At 59.4% G+C, this 17,399-nt stretch carries 19 protein-coding genes; 11 read left to right on the top strand and 8 right to left on the bottom strand.

Annotated elements, in window-relative coordinates; translation table 11 throughout:
• Positions 1-30 precede the first annotated feature (30 nt).
• Positions 31-558 (bottom strand): hypothetical protein, encoded by a 528-nt coding sequence (locus RBB76_RS12610; protein ID WP_429631624.1) that lies wholly within the window; start codon positions 556-558, stop codon positions 31-33.
• A 102-nt stretch (positions 559-660) separates the two neighbouring features.
• A complete protein-coding gene (locus RBB76_RS12605) occupies positions 661-1,158 on the bottom strand; it encodes a hypothetical protein (protein WP_429631626.1) in 498 nt (165 codons plus the stop codon).
• A 122-nt stretch (positions 1,159-1,280) separates the two neighbouring features.
• Here RBB76_RS12605 and RBB76_RS12600 point away from each other — a divergent pair, with 122 nt between their 5' ends.
• Positions 1,281-4,196: a valine--tRNA ligase gene (locus tag RBB76_RS12600; RefSeq protein ID WP_429631628.1), complete on the top strand. Its 2,916-nt coding sequence runs from the start codon at positions 1,281-1,283 to the stop codon at positions 4,194-4,196.
• 87 nt (positions 4,197-4,283) lie between these two features.
• A complete protein-coding gene (locus RBB76_RS12595; protein ID WP_429631630.1) occupies positions 4,284-5,141 on the top strand; it encodes an ATP-binding protein in 858 nt (285 codons plus the stop codon).
• A 149-nt stretch (positions 5,142-5,290) separates the two neighbouring features.
• On the opposite strand, the gene RBB76_RS12590 is transcribed toward RBB76_RS12595, so the two are convergent.
• The 5 genes from RBB76_RS12590 to RBB76_RS12570 form a co-directional block, all read right to left on the bottom strand.
• Positions 5,291-6,640 carry a TonB family protein gene (locus RBB76_RS12590; protein ID WP_429631632.1) on the bottom strand — a complete coding sequence of 450 codons (1,350 nt, stop codon included), beginning with the start codon at positions 6,638-6,640 and terminating at the stop codon, positions 5,291-5,293.
• Positions 6,637-7,017 carry a BlaI/MecI/CopY family transcriptional regulator gene (locus tag RBB76_RS12585; RefSeq protein ID WP_429631634.1) on the bottom strand — a complete coding sequence of 127 codons (381 nt, stop codon included), beginning with the start codon at positions 7,015-7,017 and terminating at the stop codon, positions 6,637-6,639. The genes RBB76_RS12590 and RBB76_RS12585 overlap by 4 nt, the downstream gene beginning before the upstream one ends.
• A 152-nt stretch (positions 7,018-7,169) precedes the next feature.
• On the bottom strand, positions 7,170-7,595 hold the full coding sequence (locus tag RBB76_RS12580) for an LIC_13387 family protein (RefSeq protein ID WP_429631636.1): 426 nt from the start codon (positions 7,593-7,595) through the stop codon (positions 7,170-7,172).
• Entirely contained in the window at positions 7,592-8,110 is a 519-nt protein-coding gene (locus RBB76_RS12575; protein ID WP_429631638.1) for an SRPBCC family protein, read from the bottom strand. The genes RBB76_RS12580 and RBB76_RS12575 overlap by 4 nt, the downstream gene beginning before the upstream one ends.
• 1 nt (position 8,111) lies before the next feature.
• Entirely contained in the window at positions 8,112-8,417 is a 306-nt protein-coding gene (locus RBB76_RS12570; protein WP_429631640.1) for an ArsR/SmtB family transcription factor, read from the bottom strand.
• A gap of 263 nt (positions 8,418-8,680) precedes the next feature.
• Between RBB76_RS12570 and RBB76_RS12565 the strand changes: the two genes are divergently transcribed.
• The 3 genes from RBB76_RS12565 (at position 8,681) to RBB76_RS12555 (ending at position 11,020) form a co-directional block, all read left to right on the top strand.
• Positions 8,681-8,902, top strand: coding sequence for a hypothetical protein (locus RBB76_RS12565; RefSeq protein WP_429631642.1), 222 nt, complete (start codon positions 8,681-8,683; stop codon positions 8,900-8,902).
• A 128-nt stretch (positions 8,903-9,030) separates the two neighbouring features.
• Complete coding sequence (locus RBB76_RS12560; protein WP_429631644.1) at positions 9,031-9,996, top strand: ABC transporter ATP-binding protein; 966 nt, start codon at positions 9,031-9,033, stop codon at positions 9,994-9,996.
• A complete protein-coding gene (locus RBB76_RS12555; RefSeq protein WP_429631646.1) occupies positions 9,989-11,020 on the top strand; it encodes an ABC transporter permease in 1,032 nt (343 codons plus the stop codon). The genes RBB76_RS12560 and RBB76_RS12555 overlap by 8 nt, the downstream gene beginning before the upstream one ends.
• A 103-nt stretch (positions 11,021-11,123) precedes the next feature.
• On the opposite strand, the gene RBB76_RS12550 is transcribed toward RBB76_RS12555, so the two are convergent.
• Complete coding sequence (locus tag RBB76_RS12550) at positions 11,124-11,480, bottom strand: winged helix-turn-helix transcriptional regulator (RefSeq protein WP_429631648.1); 357 nt, start codon at positions 11,478-11,480, stop codon at positions 11,124-11,126.
• A gap of 110 nt (positions 11,481-11,590) precedes the next feature.
• Between RBB76_RS12550 and RBB76_RS12545 the strand changes: the two genes are divergently transcribed.
• The 6 genes from RBB76_RS12545 to RBB76_RS12520 all read left to right on the top strand — a co-directional run bounded on the left by RBB76_RS12545 (position 11,591) and on the right by RBB76_RS12520 (position 17,397).
• Positions 11,591-11,998 (top strand): ester cyclase, encoded by a 408-nt coding sequence (locus RBB76_RS12545; protein WP_429631650.1) that lies wholly within the window; start codon positions 11,591-11,593, stop codon positions 11,996-11,998.
• A 590-nt stretch (positions 11,999-12,588) separates the two neighbouring features.
• Entirely contained in the window at positions 12,589-13,065 is a 477-nt protein-coding gene (locus RBB76_RS12540) for a hypothetical protein (protein ID WP_429631652.1), read from the top strand.
• Positions 13,066-13,247: 182 nt separating this feature from the next.
• Complete coding sequence (locus tag RBB76_RS12535) at positions 13,248-14,453, top strand: DUF2252 family protein (protein ID WP_429631654.1); 1,206 nt, start codon at positions 13,248-13,250, stop codon at positions 14,451-14,453.
• Between the two features lie 393 nt (positions 14,454-14,846).
• Entirely contained in the window at positions 14,847-15,731 is an 885-nt protein-coding gene (gene nadC, locus RBB76_RS12530) for a carboxylating nicotinate-nucleotide diphosphorylase (RefSeq protein ID WP_429631656.1), read from the top strand.
• Between the two features lie 7 nt (positions 15,732-15,738).
• A complete protein-coding gene (locus RBB76_RS12525; RefSeq protein ID WP_429631658.1) occupies positions 15,739-16,557 on the top strand; it encodes a biotin--[acetyl-CoA-carboxylase] ligase in 819 nt (272 codons plus the stop codon).
• Positions 16,558-16,584: 27 nt separating this feature from the next.
• Positions 16,585-17,397: a type III pantothenate kinase gene (locus RBB76_RS12520; protein WP_429631660.1), complete on the top strand. Its 813-nt coding sequence runs from the start codon at positions 16,585-16,587 to the stop codon at positions 17,395-17,397.
• Positions 17,398-17,399 lie beyond the last annotated feature (2 nt).

Raw genomic sequence — 17,399 nt, 5'->3', positions numbered from 1 at the left:
TCCTCTTTTTCCTGCCTCAACATCCCCAACTCACGAGGTCTGATTCACCATAACCCGCCGGCGTATCTGCGGCACAAGCAAAGCAGAGAGCAGCAACAGCACAAGCACTCCCAACACGATAGAGAACAGCGGACCCAGCGAAAGTCGCGGATGCGCTCTTGTTTCCCCGTGTGCCAGCGGAACGTGTGAGAGGTGGCCACCCAGCACGTAGGCGCTTCCGCCCAGCGAGTCATCGCTCTCATACACCGCATTGCCGCCGAGCACCGTCATATCGCCGCCGATTCGCGCCTGCGAGTCGACGACCGCATTCCCGCCGATAACCATCGCACCCTTGTCCACGTGTCCGGTCACGTTCAGGCTGCCGAACAGCACAAAGACATGCCCCGTCAGGTCACCTTCCACCTGCACCGAACAGAAGATACAGGTCGCATTGTGTACCTGCTGGCCGGAGGCAACGTAGACATCCTCGCCAATATAAGCTCGACTGCCCGGCGACTGGGCCAGCGCGGCCGAGGCGAACAGAAGCAGAAAGGCGAAGCTGCGGAGCGCGTGGTTCAACAAGTTTCCCCCAAGGAAAGTAACGGCGTGCACCAACAGATACGCAAACAGAATAAGACAGGTTCCCTGGGCCAGCACTTTGGCCCGACACAAATCAAGCGCCTAGAAGCCTCGTCCCCCCGGATATACAGGAAACTGGTACCGATTGCGGCGGACGATATACACGACCAGCCAGATCAGTCCCGCCAAAATCAATAGCGGAGCGAAAGGAAGCAGCAGCCAGAAACGTCCCGGCAGAATCGTCTGTTGACCTCGAATCGCCGCCCCTGAGCCAAGCCGCGTCTCTCCTGCGGCAATCGCGACGTCGCCCCCTACCGAGGCATCCTGTCCCAACTCCAGATCGCCGCCAAGCGAAGCCACATCGCCGGAGATATTTCGCCCTTCATCTACCTTGATTGATCCAAGGAAGGTTGCGATATCTCCCCTTACCTCACCGTGCACACGCACCGTGCAGAAGGCGCAGGCAATATCTCCGGCTGTCTCGCCATCAGGAACAGTTATATCGCTCCCAACAGACACGCGATCGTCTCCCCCCGAGCGCGCAAAAGCAGGAGTGCAGGCAAGCATCAGCAGGACAGTGGCGAGCAGCAGACTGCGCATGGATGACCTCGTAGGCTAGTGTACGGCGGTGCATGCATCCCGGCGAATCGCTTTTCCTGAAACTTCGGCCAAGCCCCGCCTGCCAACGGTTAAGCCCAGTGGATGCTACCCTTAAAGCACCGATGAGCCAGGAACTTCCAAAAGCATACGATCCGTCCATTATTGAACAACGCTGGGCCGAGTACTGGGTCCGAGAACACCTGTTTGACGTTCCGACTCCCGAAACTACGCAGAACGCGCAAAAGAAGTTCACCATTCTTTTGCCGCCGCCCAACGTCACCGGCCGCCTCCACATGGGCCACATGCTCAACCAGGCGGAGATGGACATCCTCACCCGCTGGCACCGCATGCGCGGCGAAACCTCCCTCTGGGTTCCCGGCACCGATCACGCCGGCATCGCTACCCAGATGATGGTCGAACGCCAGCTAAAGGAAGAAGGAAAGACCCGTCAGGATCTCGGCCGCAATGCCTTTGTCGAAAAAGTCTGGGCATGGCGCGAGCTCTACGGCGGAGCCATTCTCGACCAGATGAAACGTCTCGGCGCCTCCGTCGATTGGTCCCGCGAATATTTCACGATGGACGATAAGCTCTCGCCCGCCGTGAAAGAGGCTTTCGTCCGCCTCTACGAGCAGGGCCTCATCTATCGCGGAGCCTACATCGTCAACTGGGACCCCGTCGCCCAGACCGCCGTCTCCGATCTCGAAGTCGAGCACGAGGAGCGCCTAGGCAAGCTCTACCACATCCGTTATCCACTCGCAGACGGCACCGGCTCCATCGTCATCGCCACCACCCGCCCCGAGACCATGCTCGGCGACGTAGCCGTAGCGGTAAACCCAACCGACGAGCGCTACCTCGCGCTGCAAGGCAAGCTCGTTCGCTTGCCGTTAAGCGGTATCAACGGCCAACCGGACCGCGAGATCCCCATCCTCGCCGACGACTGGGCCAAGCCCGAGTTCGGCACCGGCGCAGTAAAAGTCACACCCGCGCACGACGCCAACGACTTCGCCATCGGCCAGCGCCACAACCTGCCCAACCTCACCATCCTCGATGAGACCGCGCACGTCCTCCTCCCCGGCTCGCCCTATCACGGCCTCGACCGCTACGCTGCACGCGAAAAGATCGTCGCCGACCTCGAAGCCCAGGGCCTCCTCGTCGAAATCAAAGAGCACACCAACGCCATCGGCCTCTCGCAGCGCACCGGCGTCGTCATCGAACCGCGCCTCTCGCAACAGTGGTTTATCAAGATCCAGCCACTCGCCGACAAAGCCATCGAAGCCGTCGACAAGGGCTACATCAAGTTCACGCCCGATCAGTACCGCAAGACCTACGACGAGTGGATGCGCAACATCCACGACTGGTGCATCTCGCGCCAACTCTGGTGGGGCCATCGCATCCCCGCATGGCACTGCAAAGCCTGCGCCGCCATTACCGTCTCGCGCGAAACACCCACTCACTGCGCCACCTGCAACTCCGCCGACATCACGCAGGAGACCGACGTCCTCGACACCTGGTTCTCCTCCGGCCTGCTTCCCTTCACCGTCTTCGGCTGGCCCAACCCGAACCCCGACACCGGCATGCCGGACCTCACTCCCGACCTCGCCGCGTTCTACCCCACGCAGCTTCTCGTCACTGGCTTCGACATCCTCTTCTTCTGGGTCGCCCGCATGATCATGCTCGGCTGCCACTTCATGCTCGACGTCCCCATGCCCGACGGCAGCAAGCGAACCCTCGCCGACGCCGTCCCCTTCCGCGAGGTTTACATCCACGGCCTCGTCCGCGACGCCAACCGCGAGAAGATGTCCAAGACCAAGGGCAACGTCATCAACCCCATCGACATCATCGAGCGCTTCGGCACCGACGCCGTCCGCTTCACCCTCGCCAGCATGGCCTCGCCCGGTACCGACATCGCCTTCTCCGAAGCCCGCACCGAAGGCTACCGCGCCTTCGCCAACAAGATCTGGAACGCCGCGCGCTTCCTCTTCATGAACGTCGACCGCGCCCGCGAAGCCGGCTACAACATGACCATGCGCGAGAGCGGCATCGTCCCCTCGCTCCCCGACAACACTCCGCTCGAGACCCGCTGGATCTTCTCGCGCCTCGCAGCCGTCTCCGCCGAAGTCGATCGCGCCCTCGCCGACTACCGCTTCGACGAAGCCGCCAACGCCATCTACCAGTTCTTCTGGGGCGAGTTCTGCGACTGGTACCTCGAGCTAGCAAAACTCCGTCTCAACTTCGACACTCCAGCAAACCCAACCCCTGCATCTCAAAACTCTGATTCTGTCATCCTGAGCGAAGCCTCGCAGTCTCACCGCGAGGCGAAGTCGAAGGACCCTGAAACCGCGAATCCTGCCCAAACCACCAAAGAGCTTTCAGCCGCAGATCGAGGCACCACCGCCCTCACCCTCGCCTCACTCGTCGGCGTCTTCGAGAGCGCTCTGCGTCTCCTCAGCCCCTTCATGCCCTTCCTCACCGAAGAGATCTGGCACGCGCTCTACGAAGGCAACCCGCCCGCAAAATCCATCGCCCTTACTCGCTACCCACAAGCCACCGACTTCCCCGCCGACCCAATCGCCGAGAGCGCCATGAAGACCCTGCAGGAGCTCATCGTCACCGTACGCGGCCTACGCAAAGAATTGGGTGTCCCCGAAAAAGAAGCCACCCCGATCACCATTCACGCCGGCAATCGCGTGCTCGCACTCGCCGACGCCAACGCCGACGTCCTCTCGCGCATGGCCCGCGTATCAACAGTAGAGTTCGCCAATGAATCCCTGACAGGCAGCAACGCCCGCTCAACAGCCGACTTCGACGTAGCCGTCATCTACGAGCGCCAGATCGACGTAGCCGCCGAACGCGAGCGCCTCACCAAAGATCTCGCCAAGTACGAAAAAGGCCTAGCCTCCGCCGACAAGCAGCTCACCAACGACACCTTTATGTCCAAGGCACCAGCCCACATCGTCGACGGCCTCCGCAAACAACACGCCGAAACCAAAATCCTCTACGACAAAACCAAATCCGCGCTCGACGCTCTGGGCAATTGACGGAGCAGGTCGATCACACTTTCGAGCGATGGTCTCGCATAAGTTGATCGTCTAGAATCAACTTGTCTCCGTGTCTCGGAGCACGACATGAGCCGAGTTCTCATCATCGGAAGTCACACCCCGATCAGCCGCGAGATCGGCCGCGCCCTCACTGCCGCCCACTTGCCTACGGTGTATTCGGCAGGCCCCGCCGACGCACTGAAGCGGTTGCGTACCCGGCGTTTCGACGTCGTCATCACCAGCGCCGATAGCGATATCGATGAAAACCTCGCGCTCCTCGAAGAGATGCGTTCCATCCGGCCCGACCTGAAGTGCATCGTGCTGGCGCAATACAGTACCCCCGACAAGGTCATCGCCGCCCTGAAAGCCCGGGTCTTCGGCTGTTTCACCCCTCCCTTCGATACTCAGGAGATCGCGACCCTGGTCGCCAGTGCAGCTTCTGACAACCAATCGAACGACGACATCGAAATCCTCTCGGCCCGCCCCGGTTGGGTCTCCATCCGCGCCAACTGCCGCCTCGTCACAGCCGAGCGCCTTCTCTCCTTCGCAAAAGAACTCAGCGCCCAACTGCCCGAGGACGCAAGACAGGAGATCATCCAGGCCTTCCGGGAGATCCTGATGAACGCCATGGAACACGGAGCAAAGTTCAATCCCGAACAGGTCGTCGAAGTGAACGCAATTCGCACCGCCCGCACCATGGTCTTCCGTGTTCGCGACCCCGGCACCGGCTTCCAGAAAGAATCCCTCGCTCACGCGGCCATCGCAAACCCCGATACCGATCCCACAGCCCACATCCTGCTACGCAAAGAGCAGGGAATGCGTGCCGGAGGATACGGCCTTCTTCTCGCAAGCGGCACCGTCGACGAGTTAATCTACAACGCAATCGGCAACGAAGTGATCCTCATCAAGTACCTCGATACAACCGCACATAACGACAAGCCTTGAAGCATGGTTCGCGACCACCGCGAGCGTCCGGCGAAGCCGGTATACAAGTCACGAAGTGACCGCCCGAATCGGGGTCCCCGCGAACAGGTCTTCGTTCGTAGGGCGGCAAGCGAAGTGTGCCCGTCCGGCAGGACACAGCTTCCATCCCCTTACTTACCAAGAAAATAATTAACCGTCACAGTCGTATTCACCGTCACAGGCCTTCCATTCAGCAGATAGGGATTCCACCGCCACTCCTTCACCGCCTGCAACGCGCTCTCATCATAGTCAGATCGCAGCCCCTTCCTCACCCGCACGTCGCTCGGAACTCCCGCCTCGTCCACAACGATGTCAAGCACCACCGGACCGTTCAGCGTATCCTTCTTTGCCTTCGCTTCCTGCGGATAAACCGGCGGCCTTTTATAGACAGCATCCATCTTTTGAGCAGGAATCGTTAGCCTCACCGGACTTGCATCCTGAGCCGCAGTCGCAGTCGCCGGTGCAGGCACCTCCATCCGCAACCCAAGCGCCGACGCGCACGTCACAAGCCCCACCATCCCGCAAGCCGCAATCGTAGCCAACCTCCGGACACCCCGCATCTCCACACGTCCTTCGCTCAGTCGCATAACTCTCCTCTCAAAGCTGTTGGCATCGAAGATTCCGATGGCGTGTAATGTTTTGTCCGGCGCGCCCTCTACCAGCAGCGATGCCAGCCGCAGCAGCGATCGTGCATACCTCTCACTCCCTGCGACGGCCTCAGCCGCCATCGCATCGCAGACCATCTCACGGCTCTCCGCAACCCGCGCCCGCGTCAACCAAAGCGCCGGATGATAAGCCACCGGTAGCGACAACACTTCATAGATCAGGTTCTTCACAACGTCACGTCGCCGCATATGCGCGAACTCATGCGCCATCACAACGTCCAGATCTTCTTCCGCAATGCTTTCTAGAAATCCAGGCGGCACCAGCATCACATCACTCCGAACACCAACCGTCACCGGCCCTCCGATCAGATCTGACTCCGCCACTCGCGCTCCCGTGCGACCGAAAACCCGCCCGCATCGCTCCCACCGCTGCATCGCATCGCCGGTCAGCGTGATAGCTTTCGCCTGCCGCTCCATCCATCGGGTCCTGACCATCCTCCATCCCAGCCTCGCCGCAAAGTACAGTACGCTGCACCCGTAGACCACCAAAACAGCAGTCAGCACCTCATTCGAAAGCCACGCCATGCTCAGGCCACTCGTCACACCGGTACCTATGGCAACCCGTACCTCCCCGCCAGCTCCGCTCGATCGGCTCAGAATCAACCCAACAATCTCGTGAATCAAACCGCCAGGCCGAAACCGGCACGCAGGCAACAGCACCTGCAGCAGTAGAGCGACTACCCACACGCGATGCTCCAGCTCTGGCCCGCTCCGTCGCGCCATTCGCGCCGCGATCCATCCCGCTGCGAAGATCACTGGCACCTGCCACAACGAGTTCAACAGGTACACCAGCATCCATCCCTCAGGAGCGCTCATCTCTCGCCCCCTTTCTTCTCCAGCATCTTGCTCAGTCGTGCAATCTGCTTCGCATCGATCTGTTTGCTTTTAATCAAACTCATGACCAGCTCTTCGCTAGACCCGCCGAACATCCGATCTACAAGATCCCGCACCGCATGGCCTGACGCCGCCGCTTCGCTCACCGTCGCGCTGTACTCGTACGTCCGCCCCACAAGAGTGCGTTTCAGCTTGCCCTTCTTCGCAAGGATGTTCAGCATCGTCTGTACCGTGGTGTAGGCCAGCCGCTGCTCCAGGCCCTCCTGCACCGCGCTTACGTTGCTTGTCCCCAGCCGCCAGATCGCCTGCATGATCTGCAGCTCCAGCTTGGTCAACGTGTCCTTCTTGCCTCGCCCCATCACTCATCTCCTAAATTATTAGGACAATAAGCCGCAACTTTCGCGTTGTCAACTAAAAACTTAGGACTTCAAAAATCTTCATCTTCATGCCGAAAGCAGCAGGGAGAGCGGCGCGCCCGCGACAATACACTCACGCCGCGAAATCACGCCATTCATCCAGCAGTTCTCCGAATGGAAATCGCGCCCATCAAAAAACAAAACGCCGCGATCGCAGACAACACCACAGGCCCAAGGGAAAAGTATCGCAGCGACAGCACAACTCCAAAACATTGCAGCACGAACATTCCCCACGCAATCCTGCGCGCTGCCATCTCCCCGGCTCGCGCCATCGACCCAAGCGTCCACGCCAGCCAGATACAAAACACTTGAAACGCAGAGATAAACAACCCAAAGCCAATATAAAAACCGCCATAGCTAAACGTCGTATTCCCCACCGAGAATCGCACCCTGTTCATCGCATCCCAAACGGCACGGCCCTCCGCCGTCTCCGGGCGGAAGGCCAGAAAACCGTACGTGTGCCCCACAGCAAACAGCAGCATCACCACAGCCGCAGCACGAAACCACGCCGCCGCCCTCATACGCCTTCATCCGCCTTCGCCGCAAACAACTCCATCACACCGACCCAGCCCGAGTTCACCTGCTCATGCATCTTCGACCAGCCCGCACCGTGTCGCTCCATATGGCGATGCTCAAGCTCCACCAGCGTTGTGCCATCATCGGCCGGCGTAAACCTGACCTGCACCTCGCTGCACTTGCTTACGTCCGGTTCGAAGCTCCAATCCGGCTGAACCTGCCACGCCATCACAAACAAATGAGGTGGCTCCCACGTCAGCACCGAACCCCACGGACAGTTCGTCCCATCCTCCTGCTCCGTATAGATGGCGCCCATCGGCCTGCCCTCCACCACCACCCGCTTCATCGGCGAGCTGCCAATATGGTGCGTCCGCGGCCACCAGCTATCCATCTCCTCCGTAAACACCCGAAACGCGCGCGCAACATCCGCCTTCACGCGAATACTCTTCCGCACCGGCTCCAACTCCTGCGAGTCTGCCTGCAGCGTCGCTTCATCCACCATCAGTTGTCTCTCCGGCATATCATTTCTCCTCTACCTTCGCTTGAAATGCTTCCAGGGCCTCACCCCAGAAGTTGTCCAGATACTTTCGCAACATCGCAAAGCCACTCGGATCCAAACTGTAGTACCGCCGCGTTCCCGACGCCTCATCCCGCACGAGCTTCGCCTCCTTCAAGACCCGCAGATGCTGCGAAACCGCTGGCCGGCTTACCGGAAGACCGCGTGCCAACTCCCCTACCGGTAGCGGCCCACGACGAAGCCGTTCGACCAGAGCACGTCGCGTCACATCTCCAAGGGCATCGAATTGACGTTCTTGGTAAGTATTCACTTACCGTAAGCTAATACTTACCTATAATTCGGTCAAGCTTTTTGTTACACCATCGTCGCCCGCATCGGCCAATCTCCATATCCTCAGAAAGATCAAAGAGATGGCCTGCCGGCCGGGCCTGCTGCGCGCAGTGCGGTCACTTCGTGACGTGTGTACCCCTTCGGTTGGCGCTCCCGTTGGCCGCGATGAAATATCCCACCGACCATCGGGAGGCCCGGGCGAAGCGGTATACACCCCACGAAGTGGGTTTTATCATGGAGATTATGCCTTTTCCGATCAAAGTCTGTGCCGTTTGCTCCGAAGAGTTCGAGTTGAAACCCGATAAACCCGGCTTCGCCAATCGCTGTCCCGAGTGCAGCGCCGAAGAATCAGTAGACCCCGTCACCAAGCGCCACATGGACGCCGACGAACGCAAAAACGAGAGCGAAGCGAACGCCGCCAGAAGACAGGCCATGCGCGAACTCCTCTACCGCAAAGAGAGTTGACCGGCTCTCCCTAGCCGATCCGATAAACTCTTTAGTACCTTCGCATTGATCGTACCGGCAGCCCCCGGCATAATCGAAGCAATGACGCTGCAAACTGTTCGACGAGCGTGTGTGATGAGGGAGACTCCATGGCCACGCTGACTGCAAAGCCGCAGGCCGATCGTCCGTCCCTGCTATTGCGCGGAGTCCGCAAGACGTTCGCCGATGTCGTAGCCGTGAATGGCATCGATCTCGAGGTAACGCCGGGCGAATGTTTCGGCCTCTTAGGGCCAAACGGCGCAGGCAAGACCACCACCATCGAGATCTGCGAAGGCCTCACCGCACCCGACAGCGGCGACGTCGAACTCCTCGGCCTCAACTGGCGCACCAACGCTGACGAGCTACGCCAGCGCATCGGCCTCCAACTTCAGGAGACTCAGTTCTCCGAAAAGATGACCGTCGAAGAGACCCTGCGCCTCTTCCGCAGCTTCTTCCACCGCGGCATCACTGTCGAAGACTCCATCAAAACCGCGCAGCTTGAAGAGAAGCGCAGCGCCCGCGTCGGCACTCTCTCCGGCGGGCAGAAGCAGCGCCTTGCCATGGCCTGCGCCCTCGTCGGCGATCCCGAGCTGCTCTTCCTCGACGAGCCCACCACCGGCCTCGACCCCCAGGCACGCCGCAACCTCTGGGATCTACTCGACCGCCTCAAGCAGGAAGGCCGCACCATCATCCTCACCACCCACTACATGGACGAGGCCGAGCGCCTCTGCGACCGCGTCGCCATCATGGACCACGGCCGCATCATCGCACTCGACACTCCGCCGCGACTCATAGCCTCCGTCGGCGGAGAGCACATCGTAGAGTTCGCCGCCACCAGCCGCGACAACGCAGCCGCCGTCGATCCCGCACTCCTCACCGCAATCGACGGAGTCGAGTCCCACCGCCTCACCGCCGGCATCCACCAACTCTCCGTACGCGAGCTCCACACCGCCGTGCCCAAGATCTTCTCCGTGCTCGCCGCACAAGGACTCCACCTCAGCGAGTTCCGCACCCACTCCGCCACGCTTGAAGATGTCTTCGTAGGCCTCACCGGAAGGAACCTTCGCGATGAATAACCTCGAGTTCAGCAGCCTCTATCAACTCACGATGATGCGCTTTCGCCTCTTCCTGCGCGAGCCCGAGGCAATCTTCTGGATCTTCATCTTTCCCATCCTTCTCGCCGCCGGCCTCGGCATCGCCTTCCGCAACCGTCCGCCGGAAGTCCTCCAGGTAGGCGCCACCACGCTGCAACTAACCCACGCGCTCAACACTGACAAGCTCCTCACGTCCACAACGATGGACGAAGCCACAGGCACGCAGGCCTTAGCCACAGGACGCATCCTCCTCCTCGCCGTGCAGAGACCCGACACCACCGTCTACGAGTACGACTCCACCAACCCGGATGCGCGAACCGCAAAACTCCTCGCCGACCGCGCCATCCAAACCGCAGCCGGCAGACACGACGCCACCTCCACGAAAGAAGAGCTGGTCCACGAGACCGGCTCCCGCTACATCGACTTCGTCGTCCCCGGCCTCCTGGGAATGAACCTCATGGGCTCCGCCATGTGGGGCATGGGATTCGCCATCGTCGATGCGCGACAAAAGAAGCTCCTCAAGCGCCTCGTCGCCTCGCCCATGCCGCGCTGGCAGTACCTCGCATCGTTTCTCCTCTCGCGCCTCGTCATGCTCGTCATCGAAGTCGCCGCCTTTCTCGGCTTTGCCCGCCTCGTCTTCGGAGTTCCCTTCCGCGGATCGATCCTGCAACTGGCTCTGCTCTGCACCATCACGTCACTGGCCTTCTCCGCCCTCGGTCTGCTTACTGCCTCCCGCGCCAAAACCATCGAAGCCGTCTCGGGACTCATGAACTTCGTCATGTTTCCCATGTGGATCTTCTCCGGAGTCTTCTTCTCCTCCACACGCTTTCCCGCAGTCGTTCAGCCGCTGATCAAAGCGCTTCCTCTCACCGCCGCAATCAACGCCATGCGCGGCAACATGCTTCAGGGAATGAGCCTGCAGCAACTCATCGCACCCGTCGCCATCCTCCTGGCATGGCTCATCATCCCCTTCGCCATCTCCCTGCGCATCTTCCGCTGGCGATAGTTGTCGAGGGAAGAAATTCGCGGGAAAAAATAGGTGGTGGGTCAGCTTCGAGTCCGGCACAAGAAGCTGCCGAAAACCCGTTTTCGAAGAATGACGTTATTACTTACTTAGAGCCAACAGCCCCTATGCTGCGCTGCGTAAAATTGGGCAGCACACCTAGATGAACTCCTGCCCATTCGCACATCTTTCGCATGATAGGAATGAGTTCTTCGCCAGCGGGGCTCAATCGGTAGTCGACTCGCGGAGGCACGGTTTGCGTGATTGTCCGTATCACCAGCCGATCCTCTTCCAATTCGCGAAGTTGCGCCGCCAATACTTTTTCGCTGACGCCCGGCAGCAATCCTCGTAGCTCGCTAAAGCGGCTTGACGCGAAGGACAAGTGCCACAGGATTAACACCTTCCACTTACCGGCAATCACGTTTGAAGTTGCCTGGATAGGACATCCGAAGTGCTCCTTCATCGGTGCCCCGCCACTCTGCCCCCAAGGGGACTTACAAAATTGTGCGTACTTCCCATATCGGCGCTCCGCTGCTATGTTTCTACTCGAAATCCACAAGAGAGCCCACAAATATGGCAACCCATCTCACCCCATCGGAAATGAAACAGCGCGTTGTTGACCACTTCGACGATTTCGTGAACAAGCGCAATGCAAGCGTGATTCACAAGAACATGTCTTCCAGCTTCTATGACCATGATGGACCAGGCGGAAAGCCGACAGGCATCGACGGTGACGAAAAGATGATGCTGAAGATGTATGAGTTGATGCCCGATCTCCGTATCACCATCGAAGACATCCTCTCTGAAGGGGATAGAGTGGTTTGCCGGAACATCTGGCGTTGGACCGACATCGCCTCGCAGAAACGGATGGAGTTTCACGGTTTTGTCATGTGGCGATTCGAGGCCGACAAGATTGCAGAACGTTGGGCGACAGTAACGACACCGTCGGCGGGAGACTCATGGACGAAGGACGCGTTGTAAAAGGGTCATGCGATGAAGGTGGCTCTTTATGGAGCTTCAGGGAATGAGCCTGCAGCAGCTCCTCACACCCTTAGGTGGTGGGTCAGCTTCGGGTCCGGCATGAGAAGCTGCCGAAAACCCGCATTCGAAGGATGACATGATTACATCCGACAAGCCGACTTCCCGTGACTCATCACGTCGGATTGGGACACAACTCATTCAGCACGATTCCCATCTACACAAGAGATAGTAAGTTGGGAGTAACCTCGTGCAAAACCCGTTATGCTCCGGCCGTTTTCTGGTGTCTGGCCGATGAATATTCTTTTCGTGAAACGACTTCAGATTTGTTCCCTCATCCTCCTTCTGGTCTTGGCGTTGCACCTGACTGCAAAGGCTGACCCGGTCCCGGTACGCGCTGTGGAAGGGACGATTCACGGTCTCCTGGAGCTGCGCTCTGAGGACGGACAAGTGGTCGCTTCAGGAGACGTCTTCCGGGTCTTGCGGGGCAATCGCGTCACGTCGAGACAACAGTCTTCTCGCAACTCCACACCTTCCAACTGATTAGCGACCACCACATCCAGAAAGGGCCTTCCTTTCCTCATCCGATGGATGTGCTGATCAACGCCCGTACCGGTGAAGTCACGGTGCATTCCACAGGAAAAGATGGGAAGGAAGAGGTCAAGACCGACCATCTCGATCTGCCATCGGATCTGTCAAATGGATTGGTCCCGGTCGTGGTCGAAAACATGCATCCGAATGCCCCGGCAACAACCGTCTCGATGGTGGTAGCCACGCCGAAGCCGAGGCTGGTGAAACTCGTCATCTCGAGCGTGGGTGAAGACAGATACGTTGTCGCGGGCACTTCGCGAAAGGCGATGCACTATAGCATCAAGATCGATCTTGGCGGCGTGGCGGGCGTGGTCGCTCCGATCATCGGCAAGGCGCCACCTGACATTCAAATATGGACTATCGGCGGCGAGGCCACGACCTTTGCGAGAGAAGTAGGTCCTCTCTACGCGGAGGGTCCCATGATGACGATCCAGTTGGCCAGCCCTATCTGGCCGGATACACCCAAGCCCAGCCATTAGCGATTCGGCTATCGCTTTCAGAAGTCGCGCCAGTGTTGACGAACGGATCAACTTTTCTTGAGTCGTTTTTTGGCAAGTTGAGTCCTTCCATCAAACTGACGCGCTATCGAAAAACCTTCACTCAGTGCATATGTCGGCCACGAGACACACAACAATTGTGAATTTTCTGCTAATACTGGTAGATGCGTAAAAAAGTAGTTTCGATCAAACCTGCCGATCGTCAAGCTGTACTCGAAGAACGCCGTCGCCTGAAGATGGCACGCTCCGCCCACGCCTATGTTCGTGGAAACACACTTCAGTTCTACGAGTGGCTCAAAGCCGACTCCGCCCGCAAGCTCCCCCAGGGGCCTCCCGTTTGGATCTGCGGCGACTGCCACGTTGGCAACCTCGGCCCCGTCGCCAACTCAGACGGCAAAGTCGAAATCGAGATCCGCGACCTCGACCAGACAGTCATCGGCAACCCCGCGCATGACCTCATCCGGCTCGGCCTCTCGCTCGCCACCGCCGCCCGCGGCTCCGACCTCCCCGGCGTCACCACCGCCCTCATGATGGAGCAGATGGTCCAGGGATACTGCAGCGCCATGATCCCCCAACGCGCGAAGAAGATAAAGAACACCCCCGAAAATCTGCGCCCCGTTGAGACCGTGCTTCGTCAGGCCGTCAATCGCGAGTGGCGGCACCTGGCCCAGGAACGCATCGAGAACGTCCAACCCACCATCCCGTTAGGCGATCGCTTCTGGGCGCTATCAGACCAGGAGAAGGAAGAGATCACAAAGCTCTTCGAGACTGAAGACGCGCGCAAGCTAATCACCTCGCTCAAACATCGCGACAACGACGCCAAGATCCGCGTACTCGACGCCGCCTACTGGATGAAGGGCTGCAGTTCCCTCGGCCGCCTTCGCTACGCTGTCCTGCTCGGCGTAGGCCCAAAGAAGGACAAAGAATACTGCCTCGTCGATATCAAAGAGGCAGTGCGAGCCGCCGCGCCCGCAGCCAAGAACGCCGACATGCCCAAAGACTTCGCTAAGCGAGTCGTCGCCGGCGCATTGAACCTCTCGCCCTACCTCGGCGAACGCATGCTCGCTGCAAAGTTTCTCGGGCGTCCCGTGGTCCTGCGCGAACTCATGCCCCAGGACCTCAAGCTCGAGATCGACCGCCTCACCCGCGAAGAGGCCGTCAACGCCGCAAGCTACCTCGCCTGCATCGTCGGCAAAGCCCACGCACGCCAGATGGACGTTGCCGCCCGCAGGCAATGGGCGGCAGAGCTGACCAGAAACCGGTCAAAGACCCTCAACGCACCGAGCTGGATGTGGAGCAGCGTAGTCGAACTCATCGCCAGCCACGAAACCGCTTACCTTGAGCACTGCCGCCTCTACGCAACAGCGTAGGGAAAAGGCGGCCGCTACGCGCGGTGCGGTCACTTCGTGGCGTGTATACCCCTTTTGGTTGGCGCTCCCGTTGGTCGCGACGAAATATCAGCCGACCATCGGGAGGCCGGGGCGAAGCCGGTATACACCCCACGAAGTGGGCGCCGCCCGCGCAGGGCTAGCTCTTTTCCACAAGAAAATCTCCAAAAGTTGGCGTGTTTTCTACCTGCCAAAAGCACGCGTCCAAAACACCACGTTTCACCATCCATCCACCGCAATCTCACCATCAAAACACCACGCCAAAACACGCAGTTTCTCAAAAACCCCCTCGAAAATAGCCCGAAAACAACAAAAACTGCTCCCCACCAGCACCAGGATTTTTTTTGCGAAAAACAAGAGGTTTAGGATTACAGAATGGACTGGAAGAGCAAACGGATCCGCACCATCCTTGAAGCTGCCCTGGCGGAAGACAAAGTCGCCAACGACGTCACCACCGCTCTCACGATCGCGCCAGATCTGCGAGCCTCCGGAACCATCATCGCAAAGCAGGCCTGCGTCGTCTCAGGACTCGGCTGCATCCCAGTCTTTCTCGATATCTTCGCAAAGATGTCCCCCGCCCCCGTAGGCCGATTCGAAGTCATCAGCCACCCCGAGATCTTTGACGGCGTAAAGGTGAAGAAGGGTCAAACCCTCGCCGTTATTCGTCATAACGCCCGCGCGATCCTCTCCTGCGAGCGCGTAATTCTCAACCTCATGCAGCGCATGAGCGGCATCGCAACCCTGACTAACGAGTTCGTCAAAGCCGTCGCCGGCACAAAGACAAAAGTCCTCGACACGCGCAAAACCATACCCGGCCTCCGTGCCCTCGATAAGTACGCAGTCTGCTGCGGCGGAGGCGTCAATCATCGCCTCGACCTGCAGGACGGCATCCTCATCAAGAACAATCACATCTCGCTCGGCGGCGGCCTACCCACGGTGCTCGAACACGCACTCGAAGGCCGTAAGACCGGCCAGGTGGTGCAGGTCGAAGTTCGCAGTCAGACGGAACTCGATCAGGCCATCGCCGGCGGCGCAGAGTCCATCCTGCTCGACAACATGACACCATCGCAGGTGAAAAAAGCGGTCAAGCAGATCCGCGCAACCCTGCCGAACGTTCCGGTCGAAGCCTCCGGCAACATGAATCTGAAGACAGTTCGCGCCTACGCGTTAGCCGGAGTGGACTTCGTCTCCGTCGGCGCGCTCACCCACTCAGCCGCCGCAGCCGACCTGAGCATGCGCATCACAGCGGATATCTACTAAGGACCGAGTGCCCGATTCCTTCGATGTATCTCTTGTTACAGCTGCGCTCACAGGCACAGCATTCGCAGACCGTTTGCAGCACCTCCCAACAGTAGGGTCCACCAACCTGCTGGCAATCGAAGCCGCACAGTCGGGCTCCGCCCATGGCAGCGTCTGGGTGGCAGACGAGCAGACCGCAGGCCGCGGCCGTGGCGGACACGGCTGGCATTCGATACCCGGCGAGGGCCTCTATCTCAGCGTACTCCTGCGCCCTCAGATGGCACTCGTCGACGCGCTCTGGCTCTCACTCGCCACCGGCCTCGCGGCACAAGCCGCAATCGCCGCCGTTACCGGCCTCCAACCTGACATTCGCTGGCCGAACGATCTTCTCCTCGCTGAAAAAAAGTGCGGTGGCATCCTCGTCGAGACCTCTGCCACCGCTTCACACTCCGACACTCCAGCCTTGCTGCGATTCGCCGTAGTCGGTATCGGCATCAACGTAAATCACGAAAGCTTCCCCCCCGATATTGAAGCGGTAGCGACCTCGCTGCGACGCGAAAGCGGAAGCTCATACCCGCGAGAACGCGTGCTGATCGAGCTCCTCCGAGCCCTCGATCAACAAATCAAGCTCCTCGAAGAGGAACTGCGCGGCGCATCCACCAGCCCAAAGCTGCTGGAAAGATTTGAGTCGGCCTCCACCTGGGTGCGCGGCAAACGTGTTCGAGTGGATGAGACAGGCGGATATACTGGCGTGACGACTGGGTTGGACTCGCGTGGATTTCTGCGCGTTGCGGGAGACGATGGGGAGTTTCACACCGTCCTTTCCGGCGGAGTTCGACCATTCTAGAAGAGACAGCGTGGGAGATTCGAAACGATGCTATTGGCAATGGATGTAGGAAACACAAACACCGTCCTTGGGCTCTACCGCCTCACTGGCGAAGCGGCACCAGGGTCGGAGCTCGTAGCGAACTGGCGCATCACTACACCTTCTTCGAAGCAGACCAGCGATGAGTTCGGCATCCTGTTGCGAAATCTCTTTGGTCTGAAGGGCCTCGAGATCGGAGTCGTCGATGGTATTGCTATCTCATCGGTAGTACCTCCATTGGACTCGACCCTGCGGCAGGTCTGCGAACTCTACTTTCACGTCAAGCCCGTCTTCGTTGAACCTGGCGTGAAGACCGGAATCCCCGTGCTAACCGACAACCCGGCCGAGCTGGGTGCAGACAGAATCGTCAACTGCGTCGCGGCCTTCGAGCGCTTCGGCGGCCCCTGCATCGTCGTTGACATGGGCACAGCGACCACCTTCGATGCGCTCTCAAAAAAAGGAGAATTTCTTGGAGGCGCAATCGCCCCAGGTCTTGGCATCTCTGCCGACGCCCTATTCTCCCGAGCTGCCCGCCTCCCTCGCATCGATATAAAAAAACCTGCGAAGGTCATCGGAACCGGTACTGTCGACAACATCCAGATCGGTCTCTACTACGGCTACATTGGCCTCGTTGACGGCATCCTTGAACGCATGATCGCCGAGATGGGACCTGAGACGAAGACCGTTGCCACAGGCGGCCTCGCCAAACTCATCGCTAGCGGATCGAAGTACATCGGAGCAGTCGACGAGATGCTGACCCTCACCGGTTTGCGCCTCATCTACGAGCGCAACTTCGATCGTCATAGAAAGCGCGGAGCCTGACC

The sequence above is a fragment of the Tunturiibacter psychrotolerans genome (genome assembly GCF_051013365.1).
Lineage (GTDB): Bacteria > Acidobacteriota > Terriglobia > Terriglobales > Acidobacteriaceae > Edaphobacter > Edaphobacter psychrotolerans_A.
This window is presented reverse-complemented; position numbering and strand designations above follow the sequence as displayed.